Origin of the sequence: Sinorhizobium sp. BJ1 (genome assembly GCF_002531555.1) — a bacterium.
Classification (GTDB): Bacteria; Pseudomonadota; Alphaproteobacteria; order Rhizobiales; family Rhizobiaceae; genus Sinorhizobium; species Sinorhizobium fredii_B.
The window spans coordinates 179,532-205,397 of the sequence record NZ_NWTH01000011.1 but is presented as its reverse complement, the minus strand read 5'-3'; the positions used below and the strand labels follow the sequence as shown (position 1 = coordinate 205,397).

The following is a 25,866-nucleotide window of genomic DNA, read 5'->3' as shown; positions in this document are numbered from 1 at the left end:
GTGGCAGATGCCGGTGGCCTTGACCTCGACCAGCACCTCGCCGGCCCGCGGGCCTTCGAGCTCGACTTCGGTCACAACTAGGGGTTTTCCGGCTTCAACAGCCAGAGCAGCGCGAGTGCGCATGAAATGCCTCCGGTATCCGCGTTTTGTAAGGTCGCCTTTTCGGGCCTTGTACACAGATTACAGACGCGCCGCGGCGTAATGACAATTGCGACCTTAGTGTGTAAATCGCGACCTTTGGCTTTTCCCTTGGTCAGCCTATACTGACCTTCGTTCGAAGACGGAGAGACAAGGATGAGAGCCGCCTGGCATGCGCTTGCTCTGGCGCTTTGCCTAACAACACAACCTCCAGGCACTGCAGGCGCGGTGGATTTTTCCGATCCCGACTGGCCCTGCATTCAGCGCAAGGCCGAGAACCTGTCAGTGAGCCTGATGTGGCCGGAGCCGATCACCCGCCTGCCGCTTGCACCTGCGGCAAACGATCTCGTGGCAATCCTGTCGCTTCGCCGGGTCACGCTCGAAGAGGCCGGCGCCCATATCCAGGCTTTCGTTGAGAAGACTGCGCCGGTAGACAGCCAAATGCTCGGCAATATCTTCCTCGGAGTGTTCGAGAACCTCTCGGAAAACCGGAAAAGGCTAATCGCAGGGATCGGCCGCTATTCCCGCAGCCAGATCGCACTGTCCACGCGGATCGACGGCAGCCGGGTCGAGATGGCGAAGCTTACGCGCGAAACGAAACCGGATTTCGATCGTATCGACAAGCTCGAAGAACAGATCGACTGGGACGAGCGCATCTACCGCGATCGATCGCAGGCGCTCACCTATGTCTGCGAAACGCCGGTGCTTCTGGAAAAACGCGCCTATGCCATTGCCCAGATCCTGCTCGGGCATCTGCCGCACTGAGCCACACTGCCACAGGCCCCACTCCGGCTCCGTTCAGGCAAGAGCGGCGTTCACGGTGAAGAGATCGAACAGACCCGGCGCTCCGGCGTTTGGACGACAATCACTTCGACCACGCTCTGGCGAGAGGCCGCCGCCCGCCTGAGGGTTTGTCAGAAGCACAGGATCTCCGCCTCTGCCTGAGCTCGTCTCAGTTCGGCCACCATGGTGCGTGGCACGACCGCCGACTTGAACATGGCCATCTGTTCGCCGCCCGCCTGCTGGAGCGACAGCACCGCTTCGGCTTCGGCATATTTGCGATATGGCAGGATGGAAGCGATCACATCGATCGAACAGGAACATTGGCTCAAAACCTTCCGGCTCTGGCCGTTGGTCGCCATGCAACCAAAGACATAGTCGGCCCGGACCTCGGTCGGGTAATCATTTAGTCGCTCCGGCATGCTCTGCGCGCTCGCCGGTAGCGACGCCGCCGCTATGGCCAACGCCAATATCGCGGACCGCATCATGGCCGGCCCTCCCCCGCCGCTTTCAGTGTAATGACGTTGGAATAGCCGGCCTCTGCACCAGCGGCCGCAGGAACGGTGGCAATCAGTGAATAGTACCAGCCTGGTATTTCTTCCGACACGGTGACGGCGAGCGCCAGTTGGGAAAACCTCCCCATCCGCTCGCGCGCCTTGTCGGTCGTGAACGGCCGGATCGTCACCTCCTGCGCAGCGATATCGCGATTCCGGTAACGAAGTGTCACGGGCACGATCTCGGCGTCCCGCAGCAGGGCTTCCTTGATCCGGTTGCGCATATAGAAAGGGCTGCCGCCCGACTGAAAGGCGACATCGGCCAGCACGTTTTCGAGAAAGTACATGATGAGCGGATTGCCCACCGAGGCAGGATAACTGCCAAGCCCACGAGACCGGGCGCCGTGATGGAGTGTCAGGGCGACATTGTCGTCGGGCTTGATCTTCAGAGCGATGCTGAAGCTGCCGTTTGCCTGGCCTTCATCGGCACCGGTTATGACCCTGTCGTAGACGAGTGTGCCTTGGGCGGCTTCGCTGCTGCCCGGCCCCGCCTCGAGCCCCTTCAGCGCAGTCGATCGGAAGAGAAGCGCGTAGGTTTCGGCAGCCGCCAAAGGCCCGTGGCCAAGTCCGAGCAGGAACAGCGCAAGCAGAGGAAGAACGCGCATCATAGACCTTCCGTTTCGGGCCGTTTCGGGCTCCCGTTTGTCGGCGACAAGCCTAGCAATGGCTGCCGCATTGTCACCGGAGACCTTTGTCTGTGTTTCTTTCACGCGACGCGCGCCCGGGTCTTCCAGTCGATCAATGCGCGCAGCCGCACCAGTTGCACAGGCTTGGCAAGCACCGCGAACGACATCTCGTTGCCGAGCCGCAGCAATTCTCGCTGCCGATTGGCCGTGATAATGACCGCAGGGACTTCAACTCCTGCCAGCGTACGCAGCGCCTGGATCGTTTCTATGCCATTGTCGCCGTCGTCCAGCTGATAATCGGCGAGCAGAATATCGGGCGCCGTGCCGATTTCCTGCATCAGCCCCACGGCATCGGCAGTCGAGCCGGCCGCCAGAACACTCGCTCCCCAGTTCTCCAGAATTTGCGTCATCGCGTGAAGCTCGTCGGGATCGTTCTCGACAACCATGACGATGAGATCAAGGCTGCCGTCGAGCATCGCCTCCGCTACCGGATTTTCGCAGGCATCGCTGGCACGGCCAGGCATGGCCAGCGGCACCTCGATCGAAAAGACGGAGCCACGGCCGGTCTGCGATACCAACCGGACGGGATGGTCGAGATGCCGGCAGGCTCGCTCGACGATCGACAGGCCAAGTCCCATGCCGGTGCCTTTTCCCGCACCGCCGGCCCGAGTGAACTCGTTGAAGATCCGCGTCTGGTCCTCCTCCGAAATGCCGATGCCGGTATCCCACACTTCGATCCGCAGCCGGTCGCCGCCGAGTCGGCAGCCGACGAGCACACGTCCACGCTCCGTATATTGAATAGCGTTCACCACCAGGTTCTGGATGCAGCGCATCAGGTAACGCTGATCGCTGGTGACCCAGCGCGAGGAAGGGACCATACGAAGATCGATCCCCTTTTCGGTCGCCAAGGGCGCCAGATCCTCAGCCAGGCCCTGTAGGGCGCTTCCAAGGTCGAACGATGTGACGTTGAATTCGGCCCCGGAACTGTCCAGGCGCGAAATATCAAGAAGCGCCTGCAGAAGAGATTCTGTCGAGGCGAAGGATCGGTTCAGCCGGCTGACCACATCCTGCACCCCCGGCTGTCCAACGGCTTCCGTCAACATCGACAGATAGAGTTTCGCGGCGTTGATCGGCTGAAGAAGGTCATGGCTGGCCGCCGCCAGAAAGCGAGTCTTGGACGTGTGAGCTGCTTCGGCCGCTTCCTTGGCCTGCCGAAGAGCACCTTCGATCTTGGCTTGCTCATCGGCGTGGATCTTGAGCAGGCGGTTGGCTTCGATCAGTTCGGCGGTACGCTCCTGTACCCGTTGCTCGAGAAGCGCTGCCGCTTGCGTCTCCATCGTCACGTCCATGACCGATACGATGAAGCCGTCGTCAGGTAGGGAATGGATGCGGATGTCGAGGCTCATCCCATCACGCCGCCTGAACCGTTCCTGCACCGTCTCGCCGCGGCGGGTGGCCTTGAACCAGCCGGCGAACCGGCGTCCCTTGCGATCGAGAATTTCGTGACGCTCGACATGTTCGACGATGCGTTGAAAGAGACTCCCCTTCTTCAGAAGCAAGAGCGGCACGCCGAGAAGCTCGCCGAAGCGTTCGTTGCGAACCCGCAATTCGCCGCGCGCCGAAAACGTGCAGATGCCGAGCGACATGTGATCGAAAGCGGCCTGCAGGAAATGAGCATGCTGATCGATCAGGCGGTTCTTCTCGCGTCGATTCTCCCGCACGATATCGGTGATTTCGGTCTGCAGGACTGTGATGTTGCCGGAACTGGTCTGCCGGCATGATATCTGGAACCAGCGATCGTTCCTCAGCACCATCACGAAGGACGAAAAGCGCTGATCCGGCCCCTGCTCCTTCACGAGCGGCTGGGAGCGGCCGATCACCCCGCCTTCCTTCCGGTTCAGATACTTGCTGGCGTTGACGGCCGCGAGATAGTCGTCATAACCGAGGCCGGGCTTGATGAGCGGCTCGATATCAGCAAGCAGGTGCCGGAATTGGGCGTTGCAGGCCTGCAACCCATCTTCGGAGAAGAGAGCAAAGCCACCCTCCATGGCGACCATGGCATCGGCAAGGTTTCTCTGGATGCGCTCCTGCGCCTGATAGGCGATCTCGAGCTCGCTCGACGCTCTGCCGAGTGTGTCGAGCGCCTTTTCCAGATCCTTGGTCTTTTCCCAGACTTCGGCCTGTAAGGCGATGGCCGATTCGAAGAGAGAATAGGCGGAGCCGCCGACTTCATGGCCGCGCTCGGCCCGGTTGATGAGCGCCTCAATGATCTTGGCCTGCTTGGCGAGCTGTATCTCGTAGGGTTCGTCCGGATTGATCACAGTGGCGTGCTTCCTTCCTTTGGCCGGAAAAAGGCGACGCCGACAAAGGTCTGGTTCACATGGACGCCAAGATGCTGTTCGCCATAGGTGTTGAAGCCGATGACGCGGCGCTGCCGGAACTGCTCGGACGCCTTACCGTCCAGCCCCTTGCGCTCGATCTCAAGCTTCCTCAGATAGCAATCGAACCCCAGGATGAAATCAGGCGCTTCACCGTCCTTGTCGCTGACGGCAAGTCCGGAATCGAGCGTGCGGATGATTTCCTTGCCGCGGCCGAGCGTCAACAGCAGACCGTCGTCGATTGCCGAAAGAAAAGTGAGGCCAGATTCGCCGTGAATCTGCTGGATCGCCCGCACGTGATAGAGGTTGCGATTGCGCACCAGCACGGGGTTCTCTGCGAAAATTGTCGGCGACAACTCGGCAACCGGCACCTTGACGAGCCGGGCATATTCCTGTGCCGCCGGTGAGCCGTTGATCTCCAGCACCAGCCGCTCTTCCGGAACTGCGCGGGTCACCACCATACGGACATCCGTGGGCTGGAAATGGTCGAAGCCGAGACCGCTGAAAGCCAAATCCGTTTCCAGCAGCAGAAGAAGCGCGGCATTGCTGTGGAATTCTCCATTGTGCAGCACCTGCGTGTGCGCGAACCGCAGCCCGTCGCCAGCTGAGCCGCCAAACACAGGAACGTCCTTCAGGCCAACCTCCAGGGCCGCCATCAGGATATCCTCCTGCTTGGACAGTCCGTCGGCAAAAACCAGGGCAAGCCGTTTGCGGCCCGGCGTCGCGCGAAACTGCGAGGCGAGCCGCTCCGTCTGCGACACGACATCGGCAATCGAAACCGGCGAGATCGGATGGAACAGGGTCGAAGCAACCCGAAAGTGACGCCGCTCGAAAGCGATCGCGAGCAATGCGTCATTCTCATATCCCCGCGAGGTGATCTGGCCGGCGGTCGTGCAGCCGAAAACGACCTTGTCCGGCAAGGAAATTCGCACGGCTTCAGCGAGGTCGTCGGGCTGCAACCGGTTCGGCGGAAACAGAAGGATGAAGCTCGGCCTTGCCGTGGCGAGTTGTTGCTTGATCTCGGCAAGGGCTTCGCCAGCATCAGCGGCATGCGACACGGCGAGCCGCACGCCCACCGCCGCTCTGCGATCAAGATCGTCGGCAGCCGTCATGTGCCGTCATTCCTCACGAGCCCCGTGCGCTGCCGGCACATTTCATTGCAGACTATGGCGGATCGAGACTTCGCGCACCAGCATCGCCGCCTGGGTGCGATTGTGGACGCCCAGGCGCCGCAAAAGCGCCGTGATGTGGGCTTTGACAGTCGCCTCGGCCAGTTGCATTTCGTAGGCAATCAGCTTGTTCGGCATCCCTTCGCAGATCAGCCCCAGAATGCGGGTCTGCTGCTGCGACAAATGCGCGATCTTGCGCGAAATTGTTTCCACCGACCCATCAGCCGGCCGGGTGCGGGCCGGTATCGTGTAACCGGGCGGCACATAGGTCTTGCCGTTCCAGATATCCCGCATAGCCTCCTGGAAATTCTGGCGGCCGATATCCTTGGGGATGAAACCCGCGGCGCCGGCGGCAATGACCGACTCGACGACGCCTTTGGACGTGATCGCCGAGATCACGATCACCGGGATATCAGGCGTCCTTTCCTTGATCTTCAGAAAGCCGCTTAAACCCGACGCATCGGGCAGATTCAAATCAAGCATGATCAGGTCAGGCGAAAATCGCATTCGCAATTGCTGCAGCGCTTCACCGAGCGAACAGGCAGTGCGAATTCGACGCGTATTGAAGGTGCTTTCCATTGTAGCGGCCAAGGCATCGCAGTAGAGCGGATGATCGTCGATCACCAGAGCCGACTTAATTGGAAGCGGGTGGACGGACACATCAGTCCGCGGCATGGCTCTCCTCCCAAAATATTTCCTGTCCAGGAGCGGCTCAACCGACTCAAGACGACTGGAAAATATTCTCTCCTCTCACTGCGGCCGTGCTCTCCCCAGCAGGTCGCGAGGCATTTTGTCGCACAGTTTTCCAGGTCAGGCAATTGCCGACTGCAGGCTCCGCCATGCGTCCCCATTCACTATCGGAGGCGATCCATGACGCTTTGAACAGTGAGGCGTCTAGCGAGTCGCGTTTGAGCTTCCCCTTTGCTCATGCAACGTGTGTTTCGCGGGCGATTTCGCCTTAAATTGGTGCAACTCCCGAGGTAGCAAATATTTTAGGCAGGGCATATTGCGAAATTTGCTGCACTGCATCATGATGCGACATGCCCCACCGAGACCTGACCATTCTAGTCATTGACGAGAACGCCATTCGCGCCTCGATCATCGAGGAGGGCCTGCGAGAGGCGGGCCACGGCAATGTCACGGTCATCCACGAAGTCCACGGGGTTGCGCGCATCATCGAGACGCTGCAGCCGGACGTCATCGTCATCGATATCGAAAACCCCAACCGGGACATGATGGAGCACCTCTTCCAGCTGACGCGCACCGTCGGCCGGCCGATCGCCATGTTCGTCGACCGCTCGGACACGGCCTCGATCGAGGCGGCGGTCGAGGCTGGCGTCTCGGCTTACGTGATCGACGGGCTGAGAAAGGAACGCGTCAAACCGATCCTCGACATGGCTGTCAGCCGCTTCAATGCCTTCAGCCGGCTGCAACGAGAGCTTGCGGACGCGAAATCCGCCCTTGAGGAACGCAAGCTCGTCGAACGCGCCAAGGGCATTCTCATGAAAATGCGGGGGCTTTCCGAGGAGGAGGCCTTCACGCTGCTTCGCCAGACCGCGATGAACGAGAAGAAGAAGATCTCGGAAATCGCGCAGAGCGTGGTGACCGCCGCCGGATTGCTGATGCGATGAGCGACGGACACCACAGAGCCGCGCGTCGGGAGAGACCGGAGTGAACGCATTGACGAATATCGACGAGTCCAAGACGCGCCAACTCGCCGCCGGCGAGGCCCTGCCGGCCCCGGCTATCGCGGGACACGAGGGCTCGCGCACCGTGCGCGCCGGCTTCATTCCGCTCGTCGATGCGGCCGTGCTGATCGCCGCAGCCGAATTCGGCTTTGCCCAAAAGGAGGGCATCACCCTCGATCTGGTGAAGGATGTCTCCTGGGCGAATGTGCGCGACCGGCTCGCTTTCCGGCAATTCGACGTCGCACACATGCTCTCGCCCATGCCGGTCGCCGCGATGCTCGGCCTCGGCTCCAACCCGTCGCCAACGATCACGCCCTTCTCGCTCGGGCGCGGCGGCAATGCGATCACCCTGTCGACGCGGCTCTATGCCGAGATGCAGAGGGAGGCCGAACTCGGCGCGAGCGAGGACGCCTTGGCGAATGCGGAGGCCCTGGCAACCGTGATTCGTCGCGCTCGGACCGCCGGCAGGCCGCGGCTGACGCTTGGCGTCACCTACCCCTTTTCCTCGCACAATTACGAGTTCCGCTATTGGCTTGCCGCCGGAGGCATCGATCCGGACCGCGACGTCAAGCTCGTCGTCGTACCGCCACCAATGACCTCCGATGCGCTCGCGGCCGGTGCCATCGAGGGCTTTTGTGTCGGAGCGCCCTGGAACATGGTTGCCTCGGAACGCGGCGTCGGTCGCATCGTCGCGACCAAGCAGGATATCTGGCCCTCCGCGCCGGAGAAGGTGATCGGCATGCGGCCCGATTGGGCCGAAGCCAATCCCGAGACCGTCTCGCGGCTAATCGTTGCACTCGATGCCGCTGCGCGCTGGTGCGACGCAGCGGAGAACCGGGCAGCACTCGCAGAGGTTCTTTCCGAGCAACGCTACGTCGCGGCGCCCGTCGATATCCTGCGCCGGGTGCTGGCCGGCCAATTCACCATCGACCCCGAAGGCAACCAGCGTGTCATCGACGACTATTTCGTCTTTCACGCCGGCTCTGCCAATTACCCGCGGCCGAGCCAGGCGCTATGGACCTACAGCCAGATGGTCCGCTGGGGACAGGTTGCGTTGTCTGCCGAGGGCCTGGAGGCAAGCGTCGCGGCCTACCGGCCGGATCTCTACCGCCGAGCCCTCGCGAGCAGTGCGCTGCCGGCGGAGCCCTACCTGGCTATCGAAGGCGCAACGCCCGACGATCGCTTCATGGACGGGCACGTCTTCGACCCAGAACACATCGGGGATTACGTCGATGCCTTTCCGGTAAAGGCGACGGGCGTTCCACACGCCGCGCTCGACGACATCTGAGCGACAGGCGCTGCTTGTTTAAGCGGCAGAGAAATCCCCCAAATGCCGCGGCGCACAATAATTAATCACTATATCCTCTGTCCATTATTTAGGCAATCTGAATAGGACGGGAATTTCCTTTTAGATTCAATAGCATCTGGATTCATTTCGAAAACTGGCACGGCGCTTGCTTTTCTAGAGTTGCTTCACTCAACGGCGATTGAAGCGAGCTCGGGCACCGATAGCGCCTGCCAAAGACACCGACGTCGCACGGTCTTTGCCTCCAAAGGGATTTTCTCCCAGTTCCCGGAGCGCAATGTCCAAGCGGCGTTTTTTTATGCCGGTTCGACCGGTCCACATTTGAGGAAACGTGCACATGACTAAGGCTTCAACGGGCGGCTTCCACCGCCGCAGCCTCCTGAAGACGACCGCGACGGCCGCTCTGACGCGCGCACATCTGCGGCATGAGGTCATGGAGATCCGCGCGTTGCTCGACCGAACCTACCTGAACTGTCGCGAAGCAGTGCACAAGCCTCTCTACGAGCGCCACCTCTTCGTCGAAGCTGCGGAGTGATACCCAATGGCTGAACGCACCCCTGAAAAACTCGTCATCATCGGCAACGGCATGGCGCCGGGCCGCATGCTGGAAGAGCTCTTCGAAAAGGCGCCCGGGCGCTATCAAGTAACGATCTTCAATGCCGAGCCGCGCGTCAATTATGACCGCATCATGCTCTCGCCGGTGTTATCCGGTGAAAAGGAATACGAAGAGATCATCATCCATGGCGACGGATGGTACATCAAGCATGGCATCACCCTCTACAAGGGCCACAAGATCGTCGCGATCGACCGTAACGCCAAGACGGTCACCTCCGATCACGGCGTCACGGAAAACTACGACAAGCTGGTAATCGCCACCGGTTCGGTGCCCTTCATCATTCCGGTGCCCGGAAAGGATCTGCGCGGGGTCATCACCTATCGCGATCTCGATGACGTGCAGGCGATGTTGCTCGCGGCCCAGTCGCGCGAGAAGGCGATCGTCATCGGTGGCGGTCTGCTCGGGCTGGAAGCGGCCGCCGGCCTCGCCCTGCGCGGTATGGATGTCACCGTCCTGCACGTCATGCCGACCCTGATGGAACGTCAGCTCGACCCCGCCGCCGGCTACCTTTTGCAGAAGGCGGTCGAAGAGCGCGGCATCAAGGTCATCACCAAGGCAAACACCAAGCGGATCGTCGGCGAGGAAACGGTCGAGGGCATCGAGCTCGACGACGGCCGGATCATTCCGGCGACACTCGTCGTCATGGCGGTCGGCATCCGGCCAAATGCAGGCCTTGCCAAGGATGCGGGGCTCGCCATCAACCGCGGCATTGTCGTCGACGCCGGCATGCAGACCTCCGACGGAAATATCATGGCGCTCGGCGAATGCGCCGAAGTCGGCGGCATGGTCTACGGCCTCGTCGCACCCCTCTATGAAATGGCGCGGGTTGCCGCCTCCCACCTTGCGGGAGATCGCAAGGCTGCTTTCGTCCATTCCGACACGCCGACCAAGCTGAAGGTAACCGGCATCAACCTTTATTCCGTCGGCGACTTCGCCGATGGCGACGACCGCGAGGAGATCGTGCTGCGCGATGCCACCGCCGGCATCTACAAGCGGCTGGTGCTCAAGGATAACCGCATTATCGGTACGGTGCTCTACGGCGACACCGCCGACGGGGCCTGGTTCAACGATCTGTTGAAGCGGGGCACCGAGATCTCGGAAATGCGCGACACCCTGATTTTCGGCCAGGCCTATCAGGGAGGGTCCCCGCTGGACCCTATGGCGGCCGTTGCAGCCTTGCCGGATGATGCGGAAATCTGCGGCTGCAACGGCGTCTGCAAGGGCAAGATCGTCGCGACAATCACCGGCAAGGGCCTGACCTCGCTCGACGAAGTGCGTGCCCACACCAAGGCATCCGCCTCCTGCGGCTCGTGCACCGGTCTGGTCGAGCAGCTGATGTCGCTGACCCTCGGTGAGACCTACAACCCGGCCGCCGTCCAGCCGATGTGCAACTGTACCGAGCTCGGCCATGACGACGTGCGCCGGCTCATCAAGGCGAAAGGGTTGAAGTCCATTCCCGCCGTCATGCAGGAGCTCGAGTGGAAGTCCTCCTGCGGCTGCGCCAAATGTCGCCCGGCCCTCAACTACTACCTCGTTTGCGACTGGCCGGACGAATATGCCGACGATTACCAGTCGCGCTTCATCAACGAGCGCGTCCACGCCAATATCCAAAAGGACGGCACCTATTCGGTGGTGCCGCGCATGTGGGGCGGCGTCACCAATTCGAAGGAACTGCGCGCCATCGCCGATGTCGCCGACAAGTTCAATGTCCCGCTGGTCAAGGTCACCGGCGGCCAGCGCATCGACCTGCTCGGCATCGAGAAGGAGGACCTGCCGGCGGTCTGGGCCGATCTCGGCAAGGCCGGATTCGTCTCGGGCCAGGCCTATGCCAAGGGCCTGCGCACCGTGAAGACCTGCGTCGGCTCGCAATGGTGTCGCTTCGGCACCCAGGATTCGACCGGGCTCGGCATCCGCATCGAGAAGTTCATGTGGGGCTCGTGGACGCCGGCCAAGCTGAAGATGGCCGTCTCCGGCTGCCCGCGCAACTGCGCCGAAGCCACCTGCAAGGACATCGGCGTCATCTGCGTCGACTCCGGCTTCGAGATCCACTTCGCTGGCGCCGCCGGCCTCGACATCAAGGGCACCGAGGTCCTGGGCCTGGTCAAGACCGAGGACGAGGCGCTCGAGCACATCGTCGCGCTGACGCAGATGTATCGCGAACAGGCCCGTTACCTGGAGCGCATTTACAAGTGGGCGAAGCGTGTCGGCCTCGACGAAATCCGCCGCCAGATCGTGGACGATGCCGAGAAGCGCAAGGGCTACTACGACCGCTTCGTCTTCAGCCAGATATTCGCCCAGGTCGATCCCTGGTCGGAGCGCGTCTCCGGCAAGGACAAGCACGAGTTCCGGCCGATGGCAACGGTCGAGTTCAACCAGGCAGCGGAGTGAGGTGATGACGATGAATTGGATTGCTATTGGCGACATCAGCGACATTCCGCTCCGCGGCGCCCGTTGCGTCAAAACGCCGATCGGCAAGATCGCCGTGTTCCGGACCGCCGAGAACGACGTCTTCGCGATCGAGGATCACTGCCCCCACAAGGGCGGGCCGCTCAGCCAGGGCATCGTCCACGGCACCGAGGTCACCTGCCCGCTGCACAACTGGGTGATCTCGCTCGAGACCGGCAAGGCGCTCGGCGCCGACGAGGGTGCGGTGCGCACGATCCCGGTGAGGAACGACAACGGCGCCCTCTCCATCGCGCTTGAAGCCCTGACGCTGGCCGCCGCGGAGTAGACATGGCGCACGAGGTCAAGACCACCTGTCCCTATTGCGGCGTCGGCTGCGGCGTCATCGCCCGTGTGAGTGATGATGGCGCGGTCAGCGTCAAGGGTGATCCCGAGCACCCGGCCAATTTCGGCCGGCTCTGCTCCAAGGGCTCGGCGCTGGCCGAAACCCTCGATCTCGACGGCCGCCTCCTCCATCCGGAGATCGGCGGCCGTCGGGCAGGTTGGAACGAAGCGCTCGACCTGGTTGCTGAACGCTTTTCGCGCAGTATCGCCGAGCACGGTCCCGATTCGGTTGCCTTCTACGTCTCGGGACAATTGCTGACGGAAGACTATTACATAGCCAACAAGTTGATGAAGGGTTTCATCGGCTCGGCCAATATCGACACCAACTCGCGCCTCTGCATGTCCTCTTCGGTCGCCGGACATCGCCGCGCCTTCGGCTCCGATACGGTGCCGGGCACCTACGAAGACCTTGAGTTTGCCGATCTCGTCATCCTGACCGGCTCCAACCTCGCCTGGTGCCACCCGGTTCTTTATCAGCGCCTTTCGGCGGCGAAGACCAGCCGCCCGGAGATGAAGGTCGTCGTCATCGATCCCCGGCGGACCATGACGGCCGATATCGCCGACATGCATCTGGCAATCGCGCCGGACGGCGACACGGCGCTTTTCAACGGACTGCTTGCGCATCTGGCAGAGAACGGCGCGGTCGACCAGTACTATGTGTCGGCCCACACCAACGGCTTCGCCGAGGCCCTTCAGGCCGCCGCGGCCCTCGATCTCCCTCACCTGTCGGACGCGACGGGCCTCACGCAGAAGCAGTTGGGTGAATTCTTCCGGCTGTTCGAAACGACCGAAAAGGTCGTGACCTGCTACAGCCAGGGCGTCAATCAGTCGGCCGCCGGCACCGACAAGGTCAACGCCATCATCAACTGTCACCTCGCAACCGGCCGCATCGGTCGGCCGGGCATGGGCCCCTTCTCGCTGACCGGCCAGCCGAATGCGATGGGCGGGCGCGAAGTCGGCGGGCTGGCAAACATGCTCGCCGCCCACCTGGATATAGAAAAAGCGGTCGACCGCGACCTGGTGCGGCGTTTCTGGGGCGCCCCGACGATCGCTGCCAAGCCGGGCCTCAAGGCAGTGGACATGTTCCGCGCCGTGGCCGACGGCCGTATCAAGGCGCTGTGGATCATGGCGACGAACCCGGTCGTCTCCATGCCCGACGCAGACGCCGTCGAAGCGGCGATTAAGGCCTGTCCCTTCGTCGTCGTCTCCGACATGCAGCGGCAGACCGATACGGCCCGCCACGCGCATGTGCTGCTGCCCTCGCTCGGCTGGGGCGAAAAGGACGGCACGGTGACCAATTCCGAACGGCGCGTCTCGCGCCAGCGCGCCTTTCTCGCAGCGCCGGGAGAGGCACGCGCCGACTGGTGGCAACTCGCCGAGGTCGCGCAACGTATGGGCTTCCAGGAGGCCTTCGGCCATTCGTCTCAGTCCGAAGTCTTTGCCGAACATGCCGCTCTTTCCGGTTTCGAAAACGACGGGCGCCGCGACTTCGATATCAGCACCCATGCGGTGATCGAACAGGCCGCCTATGACGCTCTCGCGCCTTTCCAATGGCCGCAGCCGAAAGGCGCCGCAGCTCAGGTGAAGCGCTTCTTCGCCAAGGGCGGGTTCTATCATCCGGATGGCCGGGCCCGCTTCATCGCCGTTCGGGCGCCGCAGCGGCGCCGCGTCGACGAGGCCTTTCCCTATACCCTCAATACCGGGCGGGTGCGTGACCACTGGCACACCATGACCCGCACCGGCAAGAGCGCGCGGCTATCGAGCCATCTCGCCGAGCCCTTCGTCGAAATCCATCCCCGCGATGCGCAAATGGTTGGCGTCTCCGATGCCGATCTCGTGGCGATCGAGAGTCCGCGTGGCGCGGCAATCGTGCGGGCGCTTGTCACCGATCGCCAGGCCGAAGGCAATCTCTTCGTGCCGATGCACTGGAACGATCAGTTCGCTTCGAAGGCGCGCATCGACGCGCTGGTCGCGCCGGTCACCGACCCCGTTTCCGGCCAGCCGGCTTCGAAGAATGTCGCCGTTCGGGCCAGGCGCTTTGCCGCCAAGACCTACGGCTTCGCCGTTTCGGCCGAAAAACCCCAGGGGCTCAATGCCGCCTATTGGGCGATCGCCATGGCCGATGGCGGTTGGCGGATGGAACTCGCCTTTACAGAGATGGACGGCGACTGGATCGACTGGTGCCGGCAGGCTTTCTCCGTTCCCGCCGATGTCGACCCGATCGGCTATACCGACCGGACCTCCGGCGAGTTTCGCCTCGCCTTCTTCGACGGCGACAGGCTGCTCGCCGCGCTCTTCCTCTCACCCCGACCGGTCGCTGTGGCGCGGAGCTGGGCGGTTTCGCAGCTCCGCGCTTCGCATGCCAATCGCAGCAAGCGTTTCGCCGTGGCGGCTGGCCGTCCCGGGGCCGACAAGCCCGACCCGGGCGCGACGGTCTGTTCCTGCTTCAGCGTCGGCGTCAACCAGATCACCGCCGCCATCCGCGAAGGCTGTCACAGCGTCGAGGCGGTCGGCGAGAAGCTCAGCGCCGGCACCAATTGCGGCTCCTGCCGCGCCGAAATCAGGGGGATTATCCATGCATGCCTTGCCGCCGCTGCCGAATGATGGACCCTCAAAGCCGCAGCGTGTCGCGGCGCTCGCGACGCTGCCGCTCTTCTGGACGCTGAAAGGCAAGCGCGTCGTCGTCGCCGGCGGCAGCGACGGCGCCGCCTGGAAGGCGGAACTCCTCGCGGCCTGCGGTGCCGAGGTCCATGTCTTTGCAGTGCATACGGAGCTCGGCGACGGCTTTCTCGACCTGCTCGCCCGCGGCGCCGCCGATGAAGACGGTTCCTTCGTGCATCACGATCAATCCTGGGACGACGGCATCTTCGGTGATGCGGCGCTGGCAATCGCCGACTGTGAAGATGATCGAGAGGCCGAAGCCTTCTTCCAGGCGGCGCGCGCGGCCGGCGTGCCCGTCAACGTCGTCGACAAGCCCAAGTTCTGCCAGTTCCAGTTCGGGTCGATCGTCAATCGGTCGCCGGTGGTTGTGGCAATCTCGACGGACGGGGCGGCACCGATCCTGGCGCAGGCGATCCGCCGCCGGATCGAGACCCTGCTGCCGCCGATAATCAAGAGCTGGGCGAGGATCGCCCAGGCGATCCGCGAACGGGTGAATGCGCGTCTGCAACCGGGCGCTCGTCGCCGCGTCTTCTGGGAGCGCTTCGTCGATCGGGCTTTCGTAGAAACACCGGAGGAGGGTGCGGAGACGCGGCTGATGTCGGAGGTGGATCGTCTGGCGACGCCCCGCCCCTGCATCGGCCGCGTCACCATCGTCGGGGCAGGCCCCGGCGATGCAGAACTGCTGACGCTGAAAGCAGTCCGCGCCCTGCAGGCCGCCGACGTCATTCTCTATGACGAGCGGATCTCCAATGACGTGCTGGAACTGGCGCGGCGCGAGGCCAAGCGCATCCTTGTCAACCAGCCGAGCCTGGATGCAGGCGTTCCGAATGGAAGCGCGGCGATAGGTGCTCTGGCGAAAGCCGGAAAACGCGTCGTGCGCCTCCAGGCGGGCGATCCGACAACCAGTGCCGCCACGCAGCAAGAGGCTGCATGGCTCGGTAAACTCGACATTCCCGTGGAGATCGTGCCGGGCGTCGCCACTCGCCGCCACCGGAGTGCGTGGGTCAACGACGGTGCCAAGTCGGTCATTGTCGCGGGCATGGCCGAGCAGACCAAGGAGCAGCGTCTTCGGGTCGCCGGCCATTAGATCTCAGGCTGCTTTCGGTCCTGCTGCGCGCGCGGCCGCCGCTCAGCTGATGGATGAGCCCCCGCTCATCGCCCGTTGTGCCGGGTTTCTAGGCGATCGATGAACCGCCTTTGGGCGGCGTTTACCTTTTCCCGCGCATCGTCGAGCGTGAACCATTCGGCACGATCCACCTCCGGGAAGGTTTGCATGCGTCCGCTTTTGGGCGGCCATTCCATCTCGAACTGATTGCTGCGAATGCTGGTGATGTCGAATTCGCTTTCGCCCGCAAAGGCAGAGATGAGCTTGCCACTCTTCAGGCGTTCCTCGCCAAGCGGTTCGAGCGCCCCCGTCATCGCAATGCCGGTCTCTTCGAAGAATTCGCGGCGCGCCGCAGCTTCCGGTTCCTCGTCGGCCTCGTACTCGCCCTTCGGGATCGACCAGGCCCCGAGATCCCTGTTGCTCCAGAATGGACCTCCCGGGTGAACGAGCAGGACGAGAAGCGCACCGGCTTCGTACTTGTACAGCAGGATGCCCGCGCTTCTCTTCGGCATGCCTAATCCCTCCGATAGATAGCACCGACGGCCGTCTCGACCTCGGCGGCCAGGGGAGGATATCATCGACGCCACCAGGATAGGATGAATGTCCGTTGCGCGACCGGTTTTTCAACGAGCCGACACCCAAGGGCGATGGTTCGCGAGCGGTGCCGTCAACTCGCTTACTCGGGCGATTTAGCCCCGGTCCTCCGCCACGGCAGCACGTCCGGTCATCTCGTCGATGCTGACGCAATAAAAGAGATGCGCGAAGCGCCGAGCGTTTCCTGGGGCGTCGGCTTCAATCCGCCAGGCTCCCACCAATTGACATGTTCCTGGAGAGGTGACGAGGCGTGCAGGCGTTCGTTATGCCGCCGAGGCTCAAATCACAGCCGGATGAAAGTTCAGTGGCATTATTCAGCCGCGCCAACCTTCTCGCCTTTCTTGACGGACTTCTCGGGCATCTTCTCAGCGATGCCGAGGTTGGTCAGCCCCTGGGCAAGACCGCCCGACAGATCGGCTGCATCGACGACGGCATGGCCCGGGTAATCCTTCACAAAGCGGATTTTCATGCTGCAATCCTCTCTTTTCAACATTAGCTTTCGATAATAATCTCTTGCCGCCCGATCGTAGGGGAGCGACCAATGGAAGAGTTTGAGCCTGTTCTACTCAAAAACGTCCGCCATTCGGATTTGGTGAGGCTTTGCAAGTCCGTGAAGACGTACGCGGGATGCTGCGTTCTCAAGGCCCCAAGCGGCGACGCGGGAGCATCTGGGCTCGATGCTCACTGTTGGTTCCCGTCATACGATGACAGTATCCTTTTTCAGCTCCAGTGGGCGCCGCCTGAAAACGACTAAGGAGCAATCCTTCCTTGGACGATGAAGACGACGTTGGTCACGCCGTCGTAGTTGTTCGGGTCGGCGGCGATGACGTGATATTCGACCGCCAGCCGTTATGACGTCGCCGACGGTTGGCACGATCGCGAGGCCCACCGATGAGATGTAAATCTGCCGATCCGCCGTCGTGATCGTGGTGCCGTCGATGTACCGCTGGTCATAAGTCTGCCGAGCCGGTACCGTCCGCCGGCGCCGTCGTCGCGGTCGGCGCCAAGGCGTTCACCGGACCGGTGAAGCCCTTGCCGGTGTCGCCGACGAAAGCAACCTGATCGATCTTCTCCTCGGCGATCCGACGTGCCGAAGAGGCCTTCTCGCTGGTGAGGTTCATGCCGAGCAGCTGCGCGGTGCCCAGTTCCTCGAGCGTATAGCCGTAGCCGATGGTGGCCATGCTGACGGTCGTCTCGAACTTCTCGCGGGTCAGTTCGACCTTCGGCACGTCATGTGCGAGGCCGGAGAACCACTGCGCCTGGCCAACCGAGTCCATGGAGAAATAGGTGACGGACTGGATCCATTCGGGCGCCGAAGTGTCGACCGGGATGAGCCTCGGATACTGGATGTCCTGATACTTCATCGCGTAGACCGTCGGCTCGATCAACGAGGCCTGACGGATAAGGAAGCTCATCGCGACCTGCTGAGCGTCCCTGGCGATAATTGCGTTCATCGAGATCGCTCCTTATGCAACGAGGCGAAGCGCTGCGAGACCGGCGCCAGAGGTGCTGGTTTCCCATGTCGCGTTCGCGACGAGGGTGTTGGAAGTCGACGTCTTGGAAAGGACGCCGGTCGCCGGGGTGTATTAGACCGAATCGCCGACGGCGACGGCTTCGGAGGCAGTAACGACGATGACGCCACCATGACCCCGACGTTGTCGTACTGGTCGTACTTGCCGGTAGGGCGCGTCGCGTCGAGCACGGCGATCCCAACGAACTTGGCGGTTATTCGGAGTCGACGAGCTGATTGTCGGCGGTAGCCTGGACGCAAACTTTGCCGAAGCCGATGCCTTCCGCGTCTTCCGCAAGCCGGGTAACAATGTCGGACGGCTCCATCGTGAGCACCATGCCTTCGACCCAGCGGGCGTGCGTGGCGCTATAAGTGGTCTGAATTGCAGGCATCACTTAGCTGCCTTCGTCTGCCAGGCCGATTCGAGATCGGAGACCATGGACTTGTGAGCGGTTGCGGAGACGTTGGCGTCAGTGGTCTGCGAAAGGCCCTGCTGCACAACGGTGCGGAAAGGATCGGCGCCGCCCTTGACGGCGTCCTCGACAAGCATGTCGAAGCGAGCATCGATGTAGGCGTCGGACTTGTCGGCGACCGCAGCATCGCCGAGCTTGGCGACGACAACGGCCTTGCGGATGGCCGCATCTGAGAGGCCCTCGGTGTTGATGTCCTTGGCGATCGTTTTCGCCGCGGAGATAAGATCGGCGCGAGCCTGGACCCCTTGTCGAGATCGACATCCGAAAGCACCTTCGCCTTCGTCGAGTCGAGCTCGGCATCCTTCTTCGCCAGTTCGGTATCCTTGCCGGCGAGCGCCGTCTGATGTGCCTTCTCGGCGTCGGCGAACTTGATATTGGCGTCGGCAAGCCGCTGCTGCGGCGTGCCGATCACCCTGGCACCCTGATCAGTTACTTCAACCGGGATGCCATCGACGGTAACCGTCTTCAGGGTCATGATCTTGTCCTCTTTCGGTTTCTGATCACTGGTGAACGGGGCAGCGCCCCACGACCTCACACCGTCGCCGATGCGAGCTTCTGATCCGGCGCGGCCGCGCTGCACGATGGCGACGTGGTTGATCCGGATATCCTTCTGGATGGCGTCGTACTTCTCGCCTTCGGGCGGTTCCCAGGCAAGATCGCAGGTGTAGCCTGCCGATAGTTCGCGCTTGCCCTCGTCGATCGCCGTGATCGCCTCGGCATCCATGACGATGAGCGGGATGCGGACGAATTCCCCGTCGCGGGCAACTTCGTCGCCGATCTGGCCGACCGAAACGGCTTTCCAGGTGTCAGGCGTCACGGCCTCTGCCGGATGATCGTTCGTCACCGGCTTATGCGCGTAGCTGCCGAGGCTGGCCCTGTCGAAGACCTGATCCTCGGGCCGGTAGACCTCCACCGACTGCATTTCCGGCTTGCCGACTTCACGGCCGGCATAGTGCTGGATACCGGTGCGCGCGGTGCGAACGTCCGCGACCAAGTAGCCGTCGGCGGTCCGTCGCGTGCCCGCGATCGGTGCAGTGTCTGTGAATTTCATGAGTAGTGCCTCAAAAGAAAAGCCGCCCAGCGAGGGCGGCTATGTTCGACACACCGTCAACGAAAGCAGCGAGATCAGACCATGGTCCGTTACTAAGATTTCAGCACTGGGCTAGGCTTTGGACCTGCACAACAGTCGTGGAGTTTTGTCATGACAAAGGTTCTGGTTGCCGCGATGGCGCTTGTAATGGTTGGCTTCTGGGGATCTGTCGGCGTTCTGATTTACTCGCTGCTTGCGTCTTAGTGAGTAGCGGAACCGGCGTCCCTCCCCTATAGTTCCTCCCGGCAATGGAGGTTGCCTACGGAGGATTGCATGAGCGACACAGCGTTTGGGTTTCTGTTGGCGGCCGAGTTGTCGGCCTTATTTTGGGTCGCACTTTTCATGGTGATATTCTCGGCCTTTTGATGAGCCGCTCGGGCGACCGGCGCGCTTGGTCGGATCGTAAGCCTCGACTGCCTGAGGGCTGATGACGACGTCGAACTCTGCCTTGACTGACTTGGCGACGACGGCAGGGCTATCGAAGCAAGCTAGTGCCTGGACGACATAGGTCTTCACCTCGTCGGAATACTTCGGATTGGCCATTGCTCTTTAAAGGCTCCATCAAGGTGGCTCGTGCCGCTGTAGCGCCCTGATATGATCTCCCTGCACAGGAGGCGACGGTGGACGATCCCGAAATAGAAAAGCGCGCGAAGAAGCTATGGACCCAAGAGAACCCTGGTCGGCCTTGGCTTCCGGTCGCACAGCGCATGCAGCCGGGCGAGGACCTCTCCACAGGGGCGACCGAAGAGGACCGGGAGCGATACCGGCAACGTGCGCGTGACGGAGAGTGATCGTCACGCGACCCTGAGCTGGCAGGTGCCGCAAGCATGGGCGATTTGAGCCCTGGCGATGTCCGGACTTAGCTCAGTTGGGCGGCTTTTGTGCGTCTGAAATAGCTACGAACATACGGCGAACAAGTTGCGGCAGTCATCTGCCTCACCACCTGTGATCCCGCGCGGCGCTCCGGCGAGCGTGGTATAATCCCAACTTGCTACAGAGCTTCGAACTTTGTTGACCAGTCAGGCCGTCTGGCGGGAAGAGCCCGCGTGGCGGCGTCGCTCTCGTATGTGCAAAATGGTTCCGGCCATGGTAGGTCGAAAGAACTTCCAAGAACCTGATCATCGCTCTTCAGCAGGGCTGCCGGTGAGCATTCTACTGCTCTCCATCCTCGGTATATCGGCCTATCTATTGGTCGAGGGATCCTTACTCGATGGAAAGCGCGTCGGATCCAAGGTTTACCTGCCCGGCGCGCAAATGCAGGATCGTTGAGGAGAAGATCAGCACCCATCGGTATGTGCTTTCCCGAACTGCCTGATGGAGCGAATACCCCTCTGCCGCCCAGGCGTTGAGGAGTGCTTCCATGCCCGGCATACCCTTGGGGCCAGAATCGTATTCAACTACACGGTAGGGCATGCTTCACCTCCTGACGCGGGAAGGCATTCGTCGAATTTGGATGCAGGCCCGGGAATCGAACCCGGTCTTTCGTGGTTATGAGCCACGCGGCTTACCAGTTGCCCTGACTGCGTTATGACACGGCTGAAGCGGATCCCGTGTTTGATCTTCTTGAGATGCTGCTGAACATCCCGGACCGGCCGAAAGGATGGTCTAGGCTAGAATGGGGGACACTCCTTATCGTGCCCCTACTTTCGTCGCCTTAATCATTGCCACGATAATGCGACTTCTGTGAAGGCGACCACCCTACCGCATAGACGACGGTCATCGGGTGTCGCAATTACTCGTTGCCTCACCGCTTGGCTGAGCCCGAGTGGTGGTTTAGGTTTGCGCCTCAATCGAGGGGCGCAAATGACTGACGTTGTTAATAAAGACCGAAAGGCTCTCCGCTTTGCGTTCCCCGGCATACTTCTCGGCAGTGCAGCGATCTTCTTCGCTCTCTATTATGCCTTTCAGAGTTGGCGCGTGATAACTTCCCTCACTCTATTGGAACCGTTACCAGCGTCGCCGATAGAGACGTGGCTGTTAGGACGCGGGGAGGCTTTGACACGGGGCGCCGCAAGACCATCACGGTGGGCACAATCATGTTTACCAGGACGCACAAAGGACAGACCTATTCTTGCGAGGCGTCGGTGACGCTCGGTGTGCCCGAGCACGGATACCAGGTCGGTAATAAGCTGGATGTCGTGGCGGCTGCCAGCACCTGCTCTCGCTTCGATGTCGTGGGGAGGTTGCCTAGATCCAGCTTATGAGACCGGCGAGCCAACCCGGGCTGTTCCATTTCTCGAGCATGCCACTCCCCGAAATTGGGTCCTCTTCTGTGGTATTCTAAATGAACCACTACATTAGAAAGGGCGAACGCATGTGGCTAAAATTGCACGACAACAATGGGCCGATCTTCGTGAACATGGACACTGTCATGCACTTCCAACGCGTCGAAGGCCATCGGAGCACCACGCTCGTCACCTGCTCTGTTAAAGGCGGGGTCTCCGTCACGCTCCAGGTTAAGGAATCGCCCGACGAGATCATGGAAATGCTTTGGGAAGAGTAAACGGGCTGCGGATGAGGCGAACGGGAATCAATCCCACCAGCCACTAGGCCCTTATCTACCCAGTTTGAGCTGCGGCGGATTCAGCAAAACTTGAAATAGCCAAGAACAGCCGTGGAACGCTCCGAGCACGGAAAGCGCTTAAAATACACCGGGTTAGCTCAAATGCATGAGGAACAAGCGTTCTCGGCTATCCGAGAAAACGGCGCATTTCTCCAATGCGCCGAGTGTGAACTTTCGGCAGCGGTCCGGCCTTCCTGCAATGCTGTTCGTAGAGAAAGGCCCTGTCGGCGCTCGTGCTTGGCGAAGTACAGATCTTCGATTGTGCCGTCGGGGAATTCGAGCGGGCCGTACCCTGCGCCGCCGCGGAGGAAGCACACGACACAGTCGACCCTGCGGAGCTCTTCGAAGTTCAGCCGCGGCAGGTTGACTAAGGCATATCCGACAAGAAATGGAACCGTTTCTGGATGACCTGGTGCGTCCGATGGTGCCTCAACTCCCGGTAAAACGACATGAAGATGTCGAAGCGATCCTTGCGGCAGTTCCGCTCAATGATCGACTCCATGCGTCGGCTTTCCGGTAGTCGATCGTCCGCGGCCGCCATGCGCTGATAGCCTGGGGCTGCCCTGATCTCATACCAACGTGATCTCTTCATGCTTGTCTCTCGCTAGTCTGTGTTAACGTTGCGCACCTATCAGCCGGCATGGTCACCCTGCTTCTTGGTGCGGTAGCTTGATAGCGATCTAGATTGATGGTGTTGGCAGTATGTCCCGGCAGCCTTGGCTGCGCAGAAAAGGTATGGGCCGCCGTTGTTGAGGGGCCACTTGCATTCGCAGGGAAGCAAATCCTCTAGACGCTTTGCATATGGCAAACGCTTCACATCATAATCTGAGACCGGGACTGGTTCTCTCTCGTGCGGAGTTTACAGCTTGCGCGTTTCGACCTTCCTTGGATGCGGTTCGGCCTTTTGGGGCCTAGTACTCCTAGATCTTTGTTTCTCCGGGAAAAACGCACGATTTCGAAATGCGATCCCAACGATGATGTTGCGAGAGACGCCGAAACGCTTTGCGATCTACGAAGCTGATAGATCGTCCCTCCAGAGCTTCGACGCAGCCTCGATGTCGACGGTGCGGTGCTGGATGGTCATGCCGCTTGGTCCTCTGCTGGGGGCTCCGCCGCTTCTATGTCCGACTGCACCTTGCGCCGGTACGCCATCTGCTCGGCGCTGATTTCCTTGGCGTCCGGCAATGACAGCATGCGGGCCAACTCGTCGGCGCGCTCTGGTGACAGAGGCTCTTGAACGATGATGCCGCCGGCCGCCAACTTCGACGCGGCATGTTCCTGGCAGAACTGATTGAGCCTGGCGCGAACGCGCGCCATGACCTCGGGTGACCGGTCGACAGGCGCGTCGGCCGGCTACATCGCCTCGAGCATCTCGCGCTTTCGGACGCGGTCCTCTCGGGCCGGCTTTGCCTTAAGCTTGGCCAGTGCTGCGAGAATCGGCGGCTTCGGAATGGTGCCCAGGAGCACGTCAGGATTGCCGGCGTAATCGCCCTTGATCAGCTTCTGCGTGGCGATCGTGAGGCCGCATGTCGGGACGCCTTCGAGAGCGTATCCATGGACGGCGTCGATCTTCTTCGGGTCGATGCCCTGCGAATGGTCAGAAAGTAGATGGCGACCCCTGCAGTTCTGCGAGGATCAGGCAAAATCAATCCCTTAGGCAATGGTGCGACCAAGTTGCGTCCCATTGATAACATTGACGAATTGAAAATCGCAGGTCTTACCAACATCAGGAATTCAGCTCGAACACGGTCGCATCATCGGCCCTCTCCCTGATGCCTTTGAACGATGGATGCCGGAGCTTCCCATCCTGCGTCCAGGCGCGATACTCGGCCTCAGCGATCAGCACGGGCTCGACGAAGACGGCGTTCTTTCGTTTCAGGAGCACCGCCGGCGAATCCGTCCGGATCTCCTCTAGGAGCTCCCGCAGCTTGGCCGACTCCGCGTACGTCCATCCGGTTCCGCAGCCGCCGACATAGACAAGCTCACCTCTCCTCCTTGCTCCCAGCAGCAGCCGCCCGATAGCGCCGGGGACGGATGACGGCTCGAAGCCGACGATCACGAAGCTGTCGCGGCGCTTGCAGGTGATCTTCTGCCACCATTCGCCGCGGCCGCTGCGGTAAGGCTTTTCCCGATGCTTGGCGATGATGCCTTCGAGGCCGTGCGCGCAGGCGACGTGATAGAATTCCTCCCCATCCGCTTCGACCTCTTCCGATAATCGGATGGCACCTGTGCGGCCGGCGACGATTGGATCGAGCAGCCATCGGCGTTCGCGAAACGGCAGCCGGCGTAGATCCCAACCGTCGACATAGAGAAGGTCGAAGGCAAAGAAGAGGATTTCGCTGGGATCATGCAGGCTAGGTCGCTTGCCGAGGGCACGCTGAAGCAGCCCGAAATCCGACCGGCCCTGATCGTTAAGAACCACCGCCTCACCGTCGAGGATCAAGGTTTCGTAACCAAGCTGGCGTGCCTCGGCCGCGATCGAAGCAAAGCGGAGCGTCCAGTCGTAGCCGCCGCGTGTGATTATACGTACCCTCTCCGGCTCGACGTGGACGGCCAACCGATAGCCGTCCCATTTCACCTCAAAGGCCCAGTCCGGCCCTTTTGGTGGCTTGTCGACTAACATCGCCAGACACGGATCAACCCGATCCGGCATCGGGTCCGGAGATGAGGTGCCGCGCGGTGTTTTCGACGATGCTCTGGCCATGCGCCCATTAACGCACAGCCTAGTCAAACCGTCGCATTGACTAAGAGTGGTAAGGGAACAGATCGGTCGTTTTCACGTCCCTGTGGGCATTCATATATTGCTCCCTCGCGGCCCAAATGTTTCCACGTACCGTATAAATCTCGTGGTTGTCGTCAATCGGGAACACCACGCCCTTTCTCGACAATCCCTGGATTTCCGCAGACCACTCGATGAAGTGTGCATTTCCCCGGCGCATTATCCAGAGAAGCGCCAGGCGCTCAGAATCCGAAAGTACATCCAAAGCTAAGACCGCTTCCTTCGGCGGCCGATCCGCAGCTCGCCTTCCGCTCAACTTGTTTATTTGGTCCATGCTTGCCTGCGAATCCACAGAATATATCTCACTCTTCGGACGGCCGGTTTACTGGACCTAACCCTCCGACAGCAACCCCCTCCGATTAAATGGGTCGAAAGCTTGACATTCCACGTCATGAGAACATAATAAGAACATTATCGGCGCTGCGGCGCGCCATTCCGACAAAATAAGGGGACCTGGTAACCGCTTTGCGCGGTCAGGAAAGGTGCGCCATGCGAACACTTTCGGATGAGATCGAAAGCATGATTGCTGTCACCTTGCCATTTTGAAGCCCCATCAAAGGCGGGGCTTCGCCGGCCTGGATCAATATCGCCGTCCAGTTGAGGTCCGCGGCGTGCAGGAGGTCGCCGCCATGATTGCAGATTCTTTTCGAGCATTCGCCATTTTCGACATCGAGTCGGTGTTGCGCTCTCCGGCGATCACACCTTTCGTCACGCAGACGCTTTACTCAATACCAATCGAGCTACGCCGGGCCGCATGCGATCAGGATCGGTCGAAAGCAGAAAGCGCCCGCAACGAAATGGCGCACATGATCTCAGCGGCGCTGCTGCGAAGATTCCACTTCGAGCAATTGAAGCACGCCGGGAGCTCTTGCCATTCAAACTGGCAGCAAGCGTTTGAAGAGCAATTCGACCGTCGCCGGGGAGACAAAGCCGATGAGCGATGAGCAAGGAGCGAAGCCGCATTGCGAGGCAGGCCCATACGTCCACTACTGCGAACACCCTAAGTGCCAAAAGTGGGGCAGCTTCGGCTTCGCGATCGGTAATGCGGC

At 61.2% G+C, this 25,866-nt stretch carries 23 protein-coding genes, 1 tRNA gene and 8 pseudogenes; 11 read left to right on the top strand and 21 right to left on the bottom strand.

What is annotated here, in order from left to right; genetic code table 11:
- Window positions 1-123: pseudogene (locus CO676_RS17755) on the bottom strand (S-(hydroxymethyl)glutathione dehydrogenase); the annotation flags it as partial.
- 171 nt (window positions 124-294) lie between these two features.
- On the opposite strand from CO676_RS17755, the gene CO676_RS17750 reads away from it, so the two are divergent.
- Window positions 295-903 carry a hypothetical protein gene (locus CO676_RS17750; RefSeq protein WP_097522044.1) on the top strand — a complete coding sequence of 203 codons (609 nt, stop codon included), beginning with the start codon at window positions 295-297 and terminating at the stop codon, window positions 901-903.
- A 149-nt stretch (window positions 904-1,052) separates the two neighbouring features.
- Here the strand turns inward: CO676_RS17750 and CO676_RS17745 are convergent, their stop codons facing one another.
- The 5 genes from CO676_RS17745 to CO676_RS17725 form a co-directional block, all read right to left on the bottom strand.
- Entirely contained in the window at window positions 1,053-1,406 is a 354-nt protein-coding gene (locus tag CO676_RS17745) for a hypothetical protein (protein ID WP_097522043.1), read from the bottom strand.
- Complete coding sequence (locus CO676_RS17740; protein WP_097522070.1) at window positions 1,403-2,077, bottom strand: hypothetical protein; 675 nt, start codon at window positions 2,075-2,077, stop codon at window positions 1,403-1,405. Before CO676_RS17740 ends, CO676_RS17745 begins: the two co-directional genes overlap by 4 nt.
- A gap of 101 nt (window positions 2,078-2,178) precedes the next feature.
- Entirely contained in the window at window positions 2,179-4,419 is a 2,241-nt protein-coding gene (locus CO676_RS17735; protein WP_097522042.1) for an ATP-binding protein, read from the bottom strand.
- Window positions 4,416-5,588: an FIST signal transduction protein gene (locus CO676_RS17730; protein WP_097522041.1), complete on the bottom strand. Its 1,173-nt coding sequence runs from the start codon at window positions 5,586-5,588 to the stop codon at window positions 4,416-4,418. The genes CO676_RS17735 and CO676_RS17730 overlap by 4 nt, the downstream gene beginning before the upstream one ends.
- Before the next feature lie 42 nt (window positions 5,589-5,630).
- Window positions 5,631-6,320, bottom strand: a complete 690-nt coding sequence (locus tag CO676_RS17725; RefSeq protein WP_097522040.1) for a response regulator transcription factor — start codon at window positions 6,318-6,320, stop codon at window positions 5,631-5,633.
- Between the two features lie 365 nt (window positions 6,321-6,685).
- Between CO676_RS17725 and CO676_RS17720 the strand changes: the two genes are divergently transcribed.
- The 7 genes from CO676_RS17720 (at window position 6,686) to CO676_RS17685 (ending at window position 15,790) form a co-directional block, all read left to right on the top strand.
- A complete protein-coding gene (locus tag CO676_RS17720; RefSeq protein ID WP_097522039.1) occupies window positions 6,686-7,276 on the top strand; it encodes an ANTAR domain-containing response regulator in 591 nt (196 codons plus the stop codon).
- Window positions 7,277-7,316: 40 nt separating this feature from the next.
- A complete protein-coding gene (locus tag CO676_RS17715) occupies window positions 7,317-8,621 on the top strand; it encodes a CmpA/NrtA family ABC transporter substrate-binding protein (RefSeq protein WP_097522038.1) in 1,305 nt (434 codons plus the stop codon).
- Between the two features lie 355 nt (window positions 8,622-8,976).
- Window positions 8,977-9,174, top strand: coding sequence for a hypothetical protein (locus CO676_RS17705; protein WP_097522037.1), 198 nt, complete (start codon window positions 8,977-8,979; stop codon window positions 9,172-9,174).
- Window positions 9,175-9,180: 6 nt separating this feature from the next.
- Window positions 9,181-11,643, top strand: coding sequence for a nitrite reductase large subunit NirB (gene nirB / locus CO676_RS17700; RefSeq protein ID WP_097522036.1), 2,463 nt, complete (start codon window positions 9,181-9,183; stop codon window positions 11,641-11,643).
- A 4-nt stretch (window positions 11,644-11,647) separates the two neighbouring features.
- Complete coding sequence (nirD, locus tag CO676_RS17695) at window positions 11,648-11,986, top strand: nitrite reductase small subunit NirD (protein WP_097522035.1); 339 nt, start codon at window positions 11,648-11,650, stop codon at window positions 11,984-11,986.
- 2 nt (window positions 11,987-11,988) lie between these two features.
- Window positions 11,989-14,646 carry a nitrate reductase gene (locus CO676_RS17690; protein ID WP_097522034.1) on the top strand — a complete coding sequence of 886 codons (2,658 nt, stop codon included), beginning with the start codon at window positions 11,989-11,991 and terminating at the stop codon, window positions 14,644-14,646.
- Window positions 14,618-15,790, top strand: coding sequence for an SAM-dependent methyltransferase (locus tag CO676_RS17685; protein WP_097522033.1), 1,173 nt, complete (start codon window positions 14,618-14,620; stop codon window positions 15,788-15,790). Before CO676_RS17690 ends, CO676_RS17685 begins: the two co-directional genes overlap by 29 nt.
- Before the next feature lie 65 nt (window positions 15,791-15,855).
- On the opposite strand, the gene CO676_RS17680 is transcribed toward CO676_RS17685, so the two are convergent.
- The 3 genes and pseudogenes from CO676_RS17680 to CO676_RS35280 all read right to left on the bottom strand — a co-directional run bounded on the left by CO676_RS17680 (window position 15,856) and on the right by CO676_RS35280 (window position 16,871).
- Window positions 15,856-16,320, bottom strand: coding sequence for an NUDIX domain-containing protein (locus CO676_RS17680; protein WP_097522032.1), 465 nt, complete (start codon window positions 16,318-16,320; stop codon window positions 15,856-15,858).
- Between the two features lie 177 nt (window positions 16,321-16,497).
- Window positions 16,498-16,673 (bottom strand): annotated as a pseudogene (locus CO676_RS36130) (pyridoxamine 5'-phosphate oxidase family protein); the annotation flags it as partial.
- Window positions 16,674-16,712: 39 nt separating this feature from the next.
- Window positions 16,713-16,871 carry a hypothetical protein gene (locus CO676_RS35280; protein WP_179875523.1) on the bottom strand — a complete coding sequence of 53 codons (159 nt, stop codon included), beginning with the start codon at window positions 16,869-16,871 and terminating at the stop codon, window positions 16,713-16,715.
- 72 nt (window positions 16,872-16,943) lie between these two features.
- Between CO676_RS35280 and CO676_RS37010 the strand changes: the two genes are divergently transcribed.
- Window positions 16,944-17,156 (top strand): hypothetical protein, encoded by a 213-nt coding sequence (locus CO676_RS37010; RefSeq protein ID WP_097522031.1) that lies wholly within the window; start codon window positions 16,944-16,946, stop codon window positions 17,154-17,156.
- Here the strand turns inward: CO676_RS37010 and CO676_RS36125 are convergent.
- The 7 genes and pseudogenes from CO676_RS36125 to CO676_RS35270 form a co-directional block, all read right to left on the bottom strand.
- Window positions 17,153-17,357 (bottom strand): annotated as a pseudogene (locus tag CO676_RS36125) (hypothetical protein); the annotation flags it as partial. The gene CO676_RS37010 and the pseudogene CO676_RS36125 overlap by 4 nt on opposite strands.
- Window positions 17,353-17,679: a major capsid family protein gene (locus CO676_RS36120; protein ID WP_245424345.1), complete on the bottom strand. Its 327-nt coding sequence runs from the start codon at window positions 17,677-17,679 to the stop codon at window positions 17,353-17,355. The gene CO676_RS36120 and the pseudogene CO676_RS36125, both read right to left, overlap by 5 nt.
- A gap of 448 nt (window positions 17,680-18,127) precedes the next feature.
- Window positions 18,128-18,304 carry a hypothetical protein gene (locus CO676_RS35275; RefSeq protein WP_179875522.1) on the bottom strand — a complete coding sequence of 59 codons (177 nt, stop codon included), beginning with the start codon at window positions 18,302-18,304 and terminating at the stop codon, window positions 18,128-18,130.
- A pseudogene (locus CO676_RS17655) lies at window positions 18,304-19,436 on the bottom strand (DUF2213 domain-containing protein). Before CO676_RS17655 ends, CO676_RS35275 begins: the two are co-directional and overlap by 1 nt.
- Before the next feature lie 423 nt (window positions 19,437-19,859).
- Window positions 19,860-20,018, bottom strand: a pseudogene (locus CO676_RS17650) (DUF2280 domain-containing protein); the annotation flags it as partial.
- A 660-nt stretch (window positions 20,019-20,678) separates the two neighbouring features.
- Complete coding sequence (locus CO676_RS17640; RefSeq protein WP_097522029.1) at window positions 20,679-20,888, bottom strand: hypothetical protein; 210 nt, start codon at window positions 20,886-20,888, stop codon at window positions 20,679-20,681.
- 37 nt (window positions 20,889-20,925) lie between these two features.
- A tRNA-Met gene (locus tag CO676_RS35270) sits at window positions 20,926-21,000 on the bottom strand.
- A gap of 789 nt (window positions 21,001-21,789) precedes the next feature.
- On the opposite strand from CO676_RS35270, the gene CO676_RS17635 reads away from it, so the two are divergent.
- Window positions 21,790-21,978: a hypothetical protein gene (locus CO676_RS17635; protein ID WP_014763802.1), complete on the top strand. Its 189-nt coding sequence runs from the start codon at window positions 21,790-21,792 to the stop codon at window positions 21,976-21,978.
- Window positions 21,979-22,228: 250 nt separating this feature from the next.
- Here the strand turns inward: CO676_RS17635 and CO676_RS35265 are convergent.
- The 5 genes and pseudogenes from CO676_RS35265 to CO676_RS17605 form a co-directional block, all read right to left on the bottom strand.
- Window positions 22,229-22,630 (bottom strand): annotated as a pseudogene (locus CO676_RS35265) (hypothetical protein); the annotation flags it as partial.
- Between the two features lie 39 nt (window positions 22,631-22,669).
- Window positions 22,670-23,122, bottom strand: a pseudogene (locus CO676_RS36115) (GcrA family cell cycle regulator).
- Window positions 23,119-23,355, bottom strand: coding sequence for a hypothetical protein (locus CO676_RS36110; protein ID WP_245424343.1), 237 nt, complete (start codon window positions 23,353-23,355; stop codon window positions 23,119-23,121). Before CO676_RS36110 ends, CO676_RS36115 begins: the two are co-directional and overlap by 4 nt.
- A gap of 409 nt (window positions 23,356-23,764) precedes the next feature.
- Window positions 23,765-24,742: a non-homologous end-joining DNA ligase gene (gene ligD, locus CO676_RS17610; RefSeq protein ID WP_097522027.1), complete on the bottom strand. Its 978-nt coding sequence runs from the start codon at window positions 24,740-24,742 to the stop codon at window positions 23,765-23,767.
- A gap of 40 nt (window positions 24,743-24,782) precedes the next feature.
- Entirely contained in the window at window positions 24,783-25,091 is a 309-nt protein-coding gene (locus CO676_RS17605) for a hypothetical protein (RefSeq protein WP_097522026.1), read from the bottom strand.
- 215 nt (window positions 25,092-25,306) lie between these two features.
- Here CO676_RS17605 and CO676_RS17600 point away from each other — a divergent pair.
- A pseudogene (locus CO676_RS17600) lies at window positions 25,307-25,761 on the top strand (hypothetical protein).
- Window positions 25,762-25,866: the final 105 nt, after the last annotated feature.

What these genes read in the sequence shown, in the direction of transcription:
- CO676_RS17750 (WP_097522044.1), top strand. Translation starts at nt 295, where the DNA reads ATGAGAGCCGCCTGGCATGCGCTTGCTCTGGCGCTTTGCCTAACAACA.
- CO676_RS17745 (WP_097522043.1), bottom strand. Translation starts at nt 1,406, where the DNA reads ATGATGCGGTCCGCGATATTGGCGTTGGCCATAGCGGCGGCGTCGCTA.
- CO676_RS17740 (WP_097522070.1), bottom strand. Translation starts at nt 2,077, where the DNA reads ATGCGCGTTCTTCCTCTGCTTGCGCTGTTCCTGCTCGGACTTGGCCAC.
- CO676_RS17730 (WP_097522041.1), bottom strand. Translation starts at nt 5,588, where the DNA reads ATGACGGCTGCCGACGATCTTGATCGCAGAGCGGCGGTGGGCGTGCGG.
- CO676_RS17725 (WP_097522040.1), bottom strand. Translation starts at nt 6,320, where the DNA reads ATGCCGCGGACTGATGTGTCCGTCCACCCGCTTCCAATTAAGTCGGCT.
- CO676_RS17720 (WP_097522039.1), top strand. Translation starts at nt 6,686, where the DNA reads ATGCCCCACCGAGACCTGACCATTCTAGTCATTGACGAGAACGCCATT.
- CO676_RS17705 (WP_097522037.1), top strand. Translation starts at nt 8,977, where the DNA reads ATGACTAAGGCTTCAACGGGCGGCTTCCACCGCCGCAGCCTCCTGAAG.
- nirB (WP_097522036.1), top strand. Translation starts at nt 9,181, where the DNA reads ATGGCTGAACGCACCCCTGAAAAACTCGTCATCATCGGCAACGGCATG.
- nirD (WP_097522035.1), top strand. Translation starts at nt 11,648, where the DNA reads ATGACGATGAATTGGATTGCTATTGGCGACATCAGCGACATTCCGCTC.
- CO676_RS17690 (WP_097522034.1), top strand. Translation starts at nt 11,989, where the DNA reads ATGGCGCACGAGGTCAAGACCACCTGTCCCTATTGCGGCGTCGGCTGC.
- CO676_RS17685 (WP_097522033.1), top strand. Translation starts at nt 14,618, where the DNA reads ATGCATGCCTTGCCGCCGCTGCCGAATGATGGACCCTCAAAGCCGCAG.
- CO676_RS17680 (WP_097522032.1), bottom strand. Translation starts at nt 16,320, where the DNA reads ATGCCGAAGAGAAGCGCGGGCATCCTGCTGTACAAGTACGAAGCCGGT.
- CO676_RS35280 (WP_179875523.1), bottom strand. Translation starts at nt 16,871, where the DNA reads ATGAAAATCCGCTTTGTGAAGGATTACCCGGGCCATGCCGTCGTCGAT.
- CO676_RS37010 (WP_097522031.1), top strand. Translation starts at nt 16,944, where the DNA reads ATGGAAGAGTTTGAGCCTGTTCTACTCAAAAACGTCCGCCATTCGGAT.
- CO676_RS36120 (WP_245424345.1), bottom strand. Translation starts at nt 17,679, where the DNA reads ATGGACTCGGTTGGCCAGGCGCAGTGGTTCTCCGGCCTCGCACATGAC.
- CO676_RS35275 (WP_179875522.1), bottom strand. Translation starts at nt 18,304, where the DNA reads ATGCCTGCAATTCAGACCACTTATAGCGCCACGCACGCCCGCTGGGTC.
- CO676_RS17640 (WP_097522029.1), bottom strand. Translation starts at nt 20,888, where the DNA reads ATGCCCTACCGTGTAGTTGAATACGATTCTGGCCCCAAGGGTATGCCG.
- CO676_RS17635 (WP_014763802.1), top strand. Translation starts at nt 21,790, where the DNA reads ATGTGGCTAAAATTGCACGACAACAATGGGCCGATCTTCGTGAACATG.
- CO676_RS36110 (WP_245424343.1), bottom strand. Translation starts at nt 23,355, where the DNA reads ATGGCGCGCGTTCGCGCCAGGCTCAATCAGTTCTGCCAGGAACATGCC.
- ligD (WP_097522027.1), bottom strand. Translation starts at nt 24,742, where the DNA reads ATGGCCAGAGCATCGTCGAAAACACCGCGCGGCACCTCATCTCCGGAC.
- CO676_RS17605 (WP_097522026.1), bottom strand. Translation starts at nt 25,091, where the DNA reads ATGGACCAAATAAACAAGTTGAGCGGAAGGCGAGCTGCGGATCGGCCG.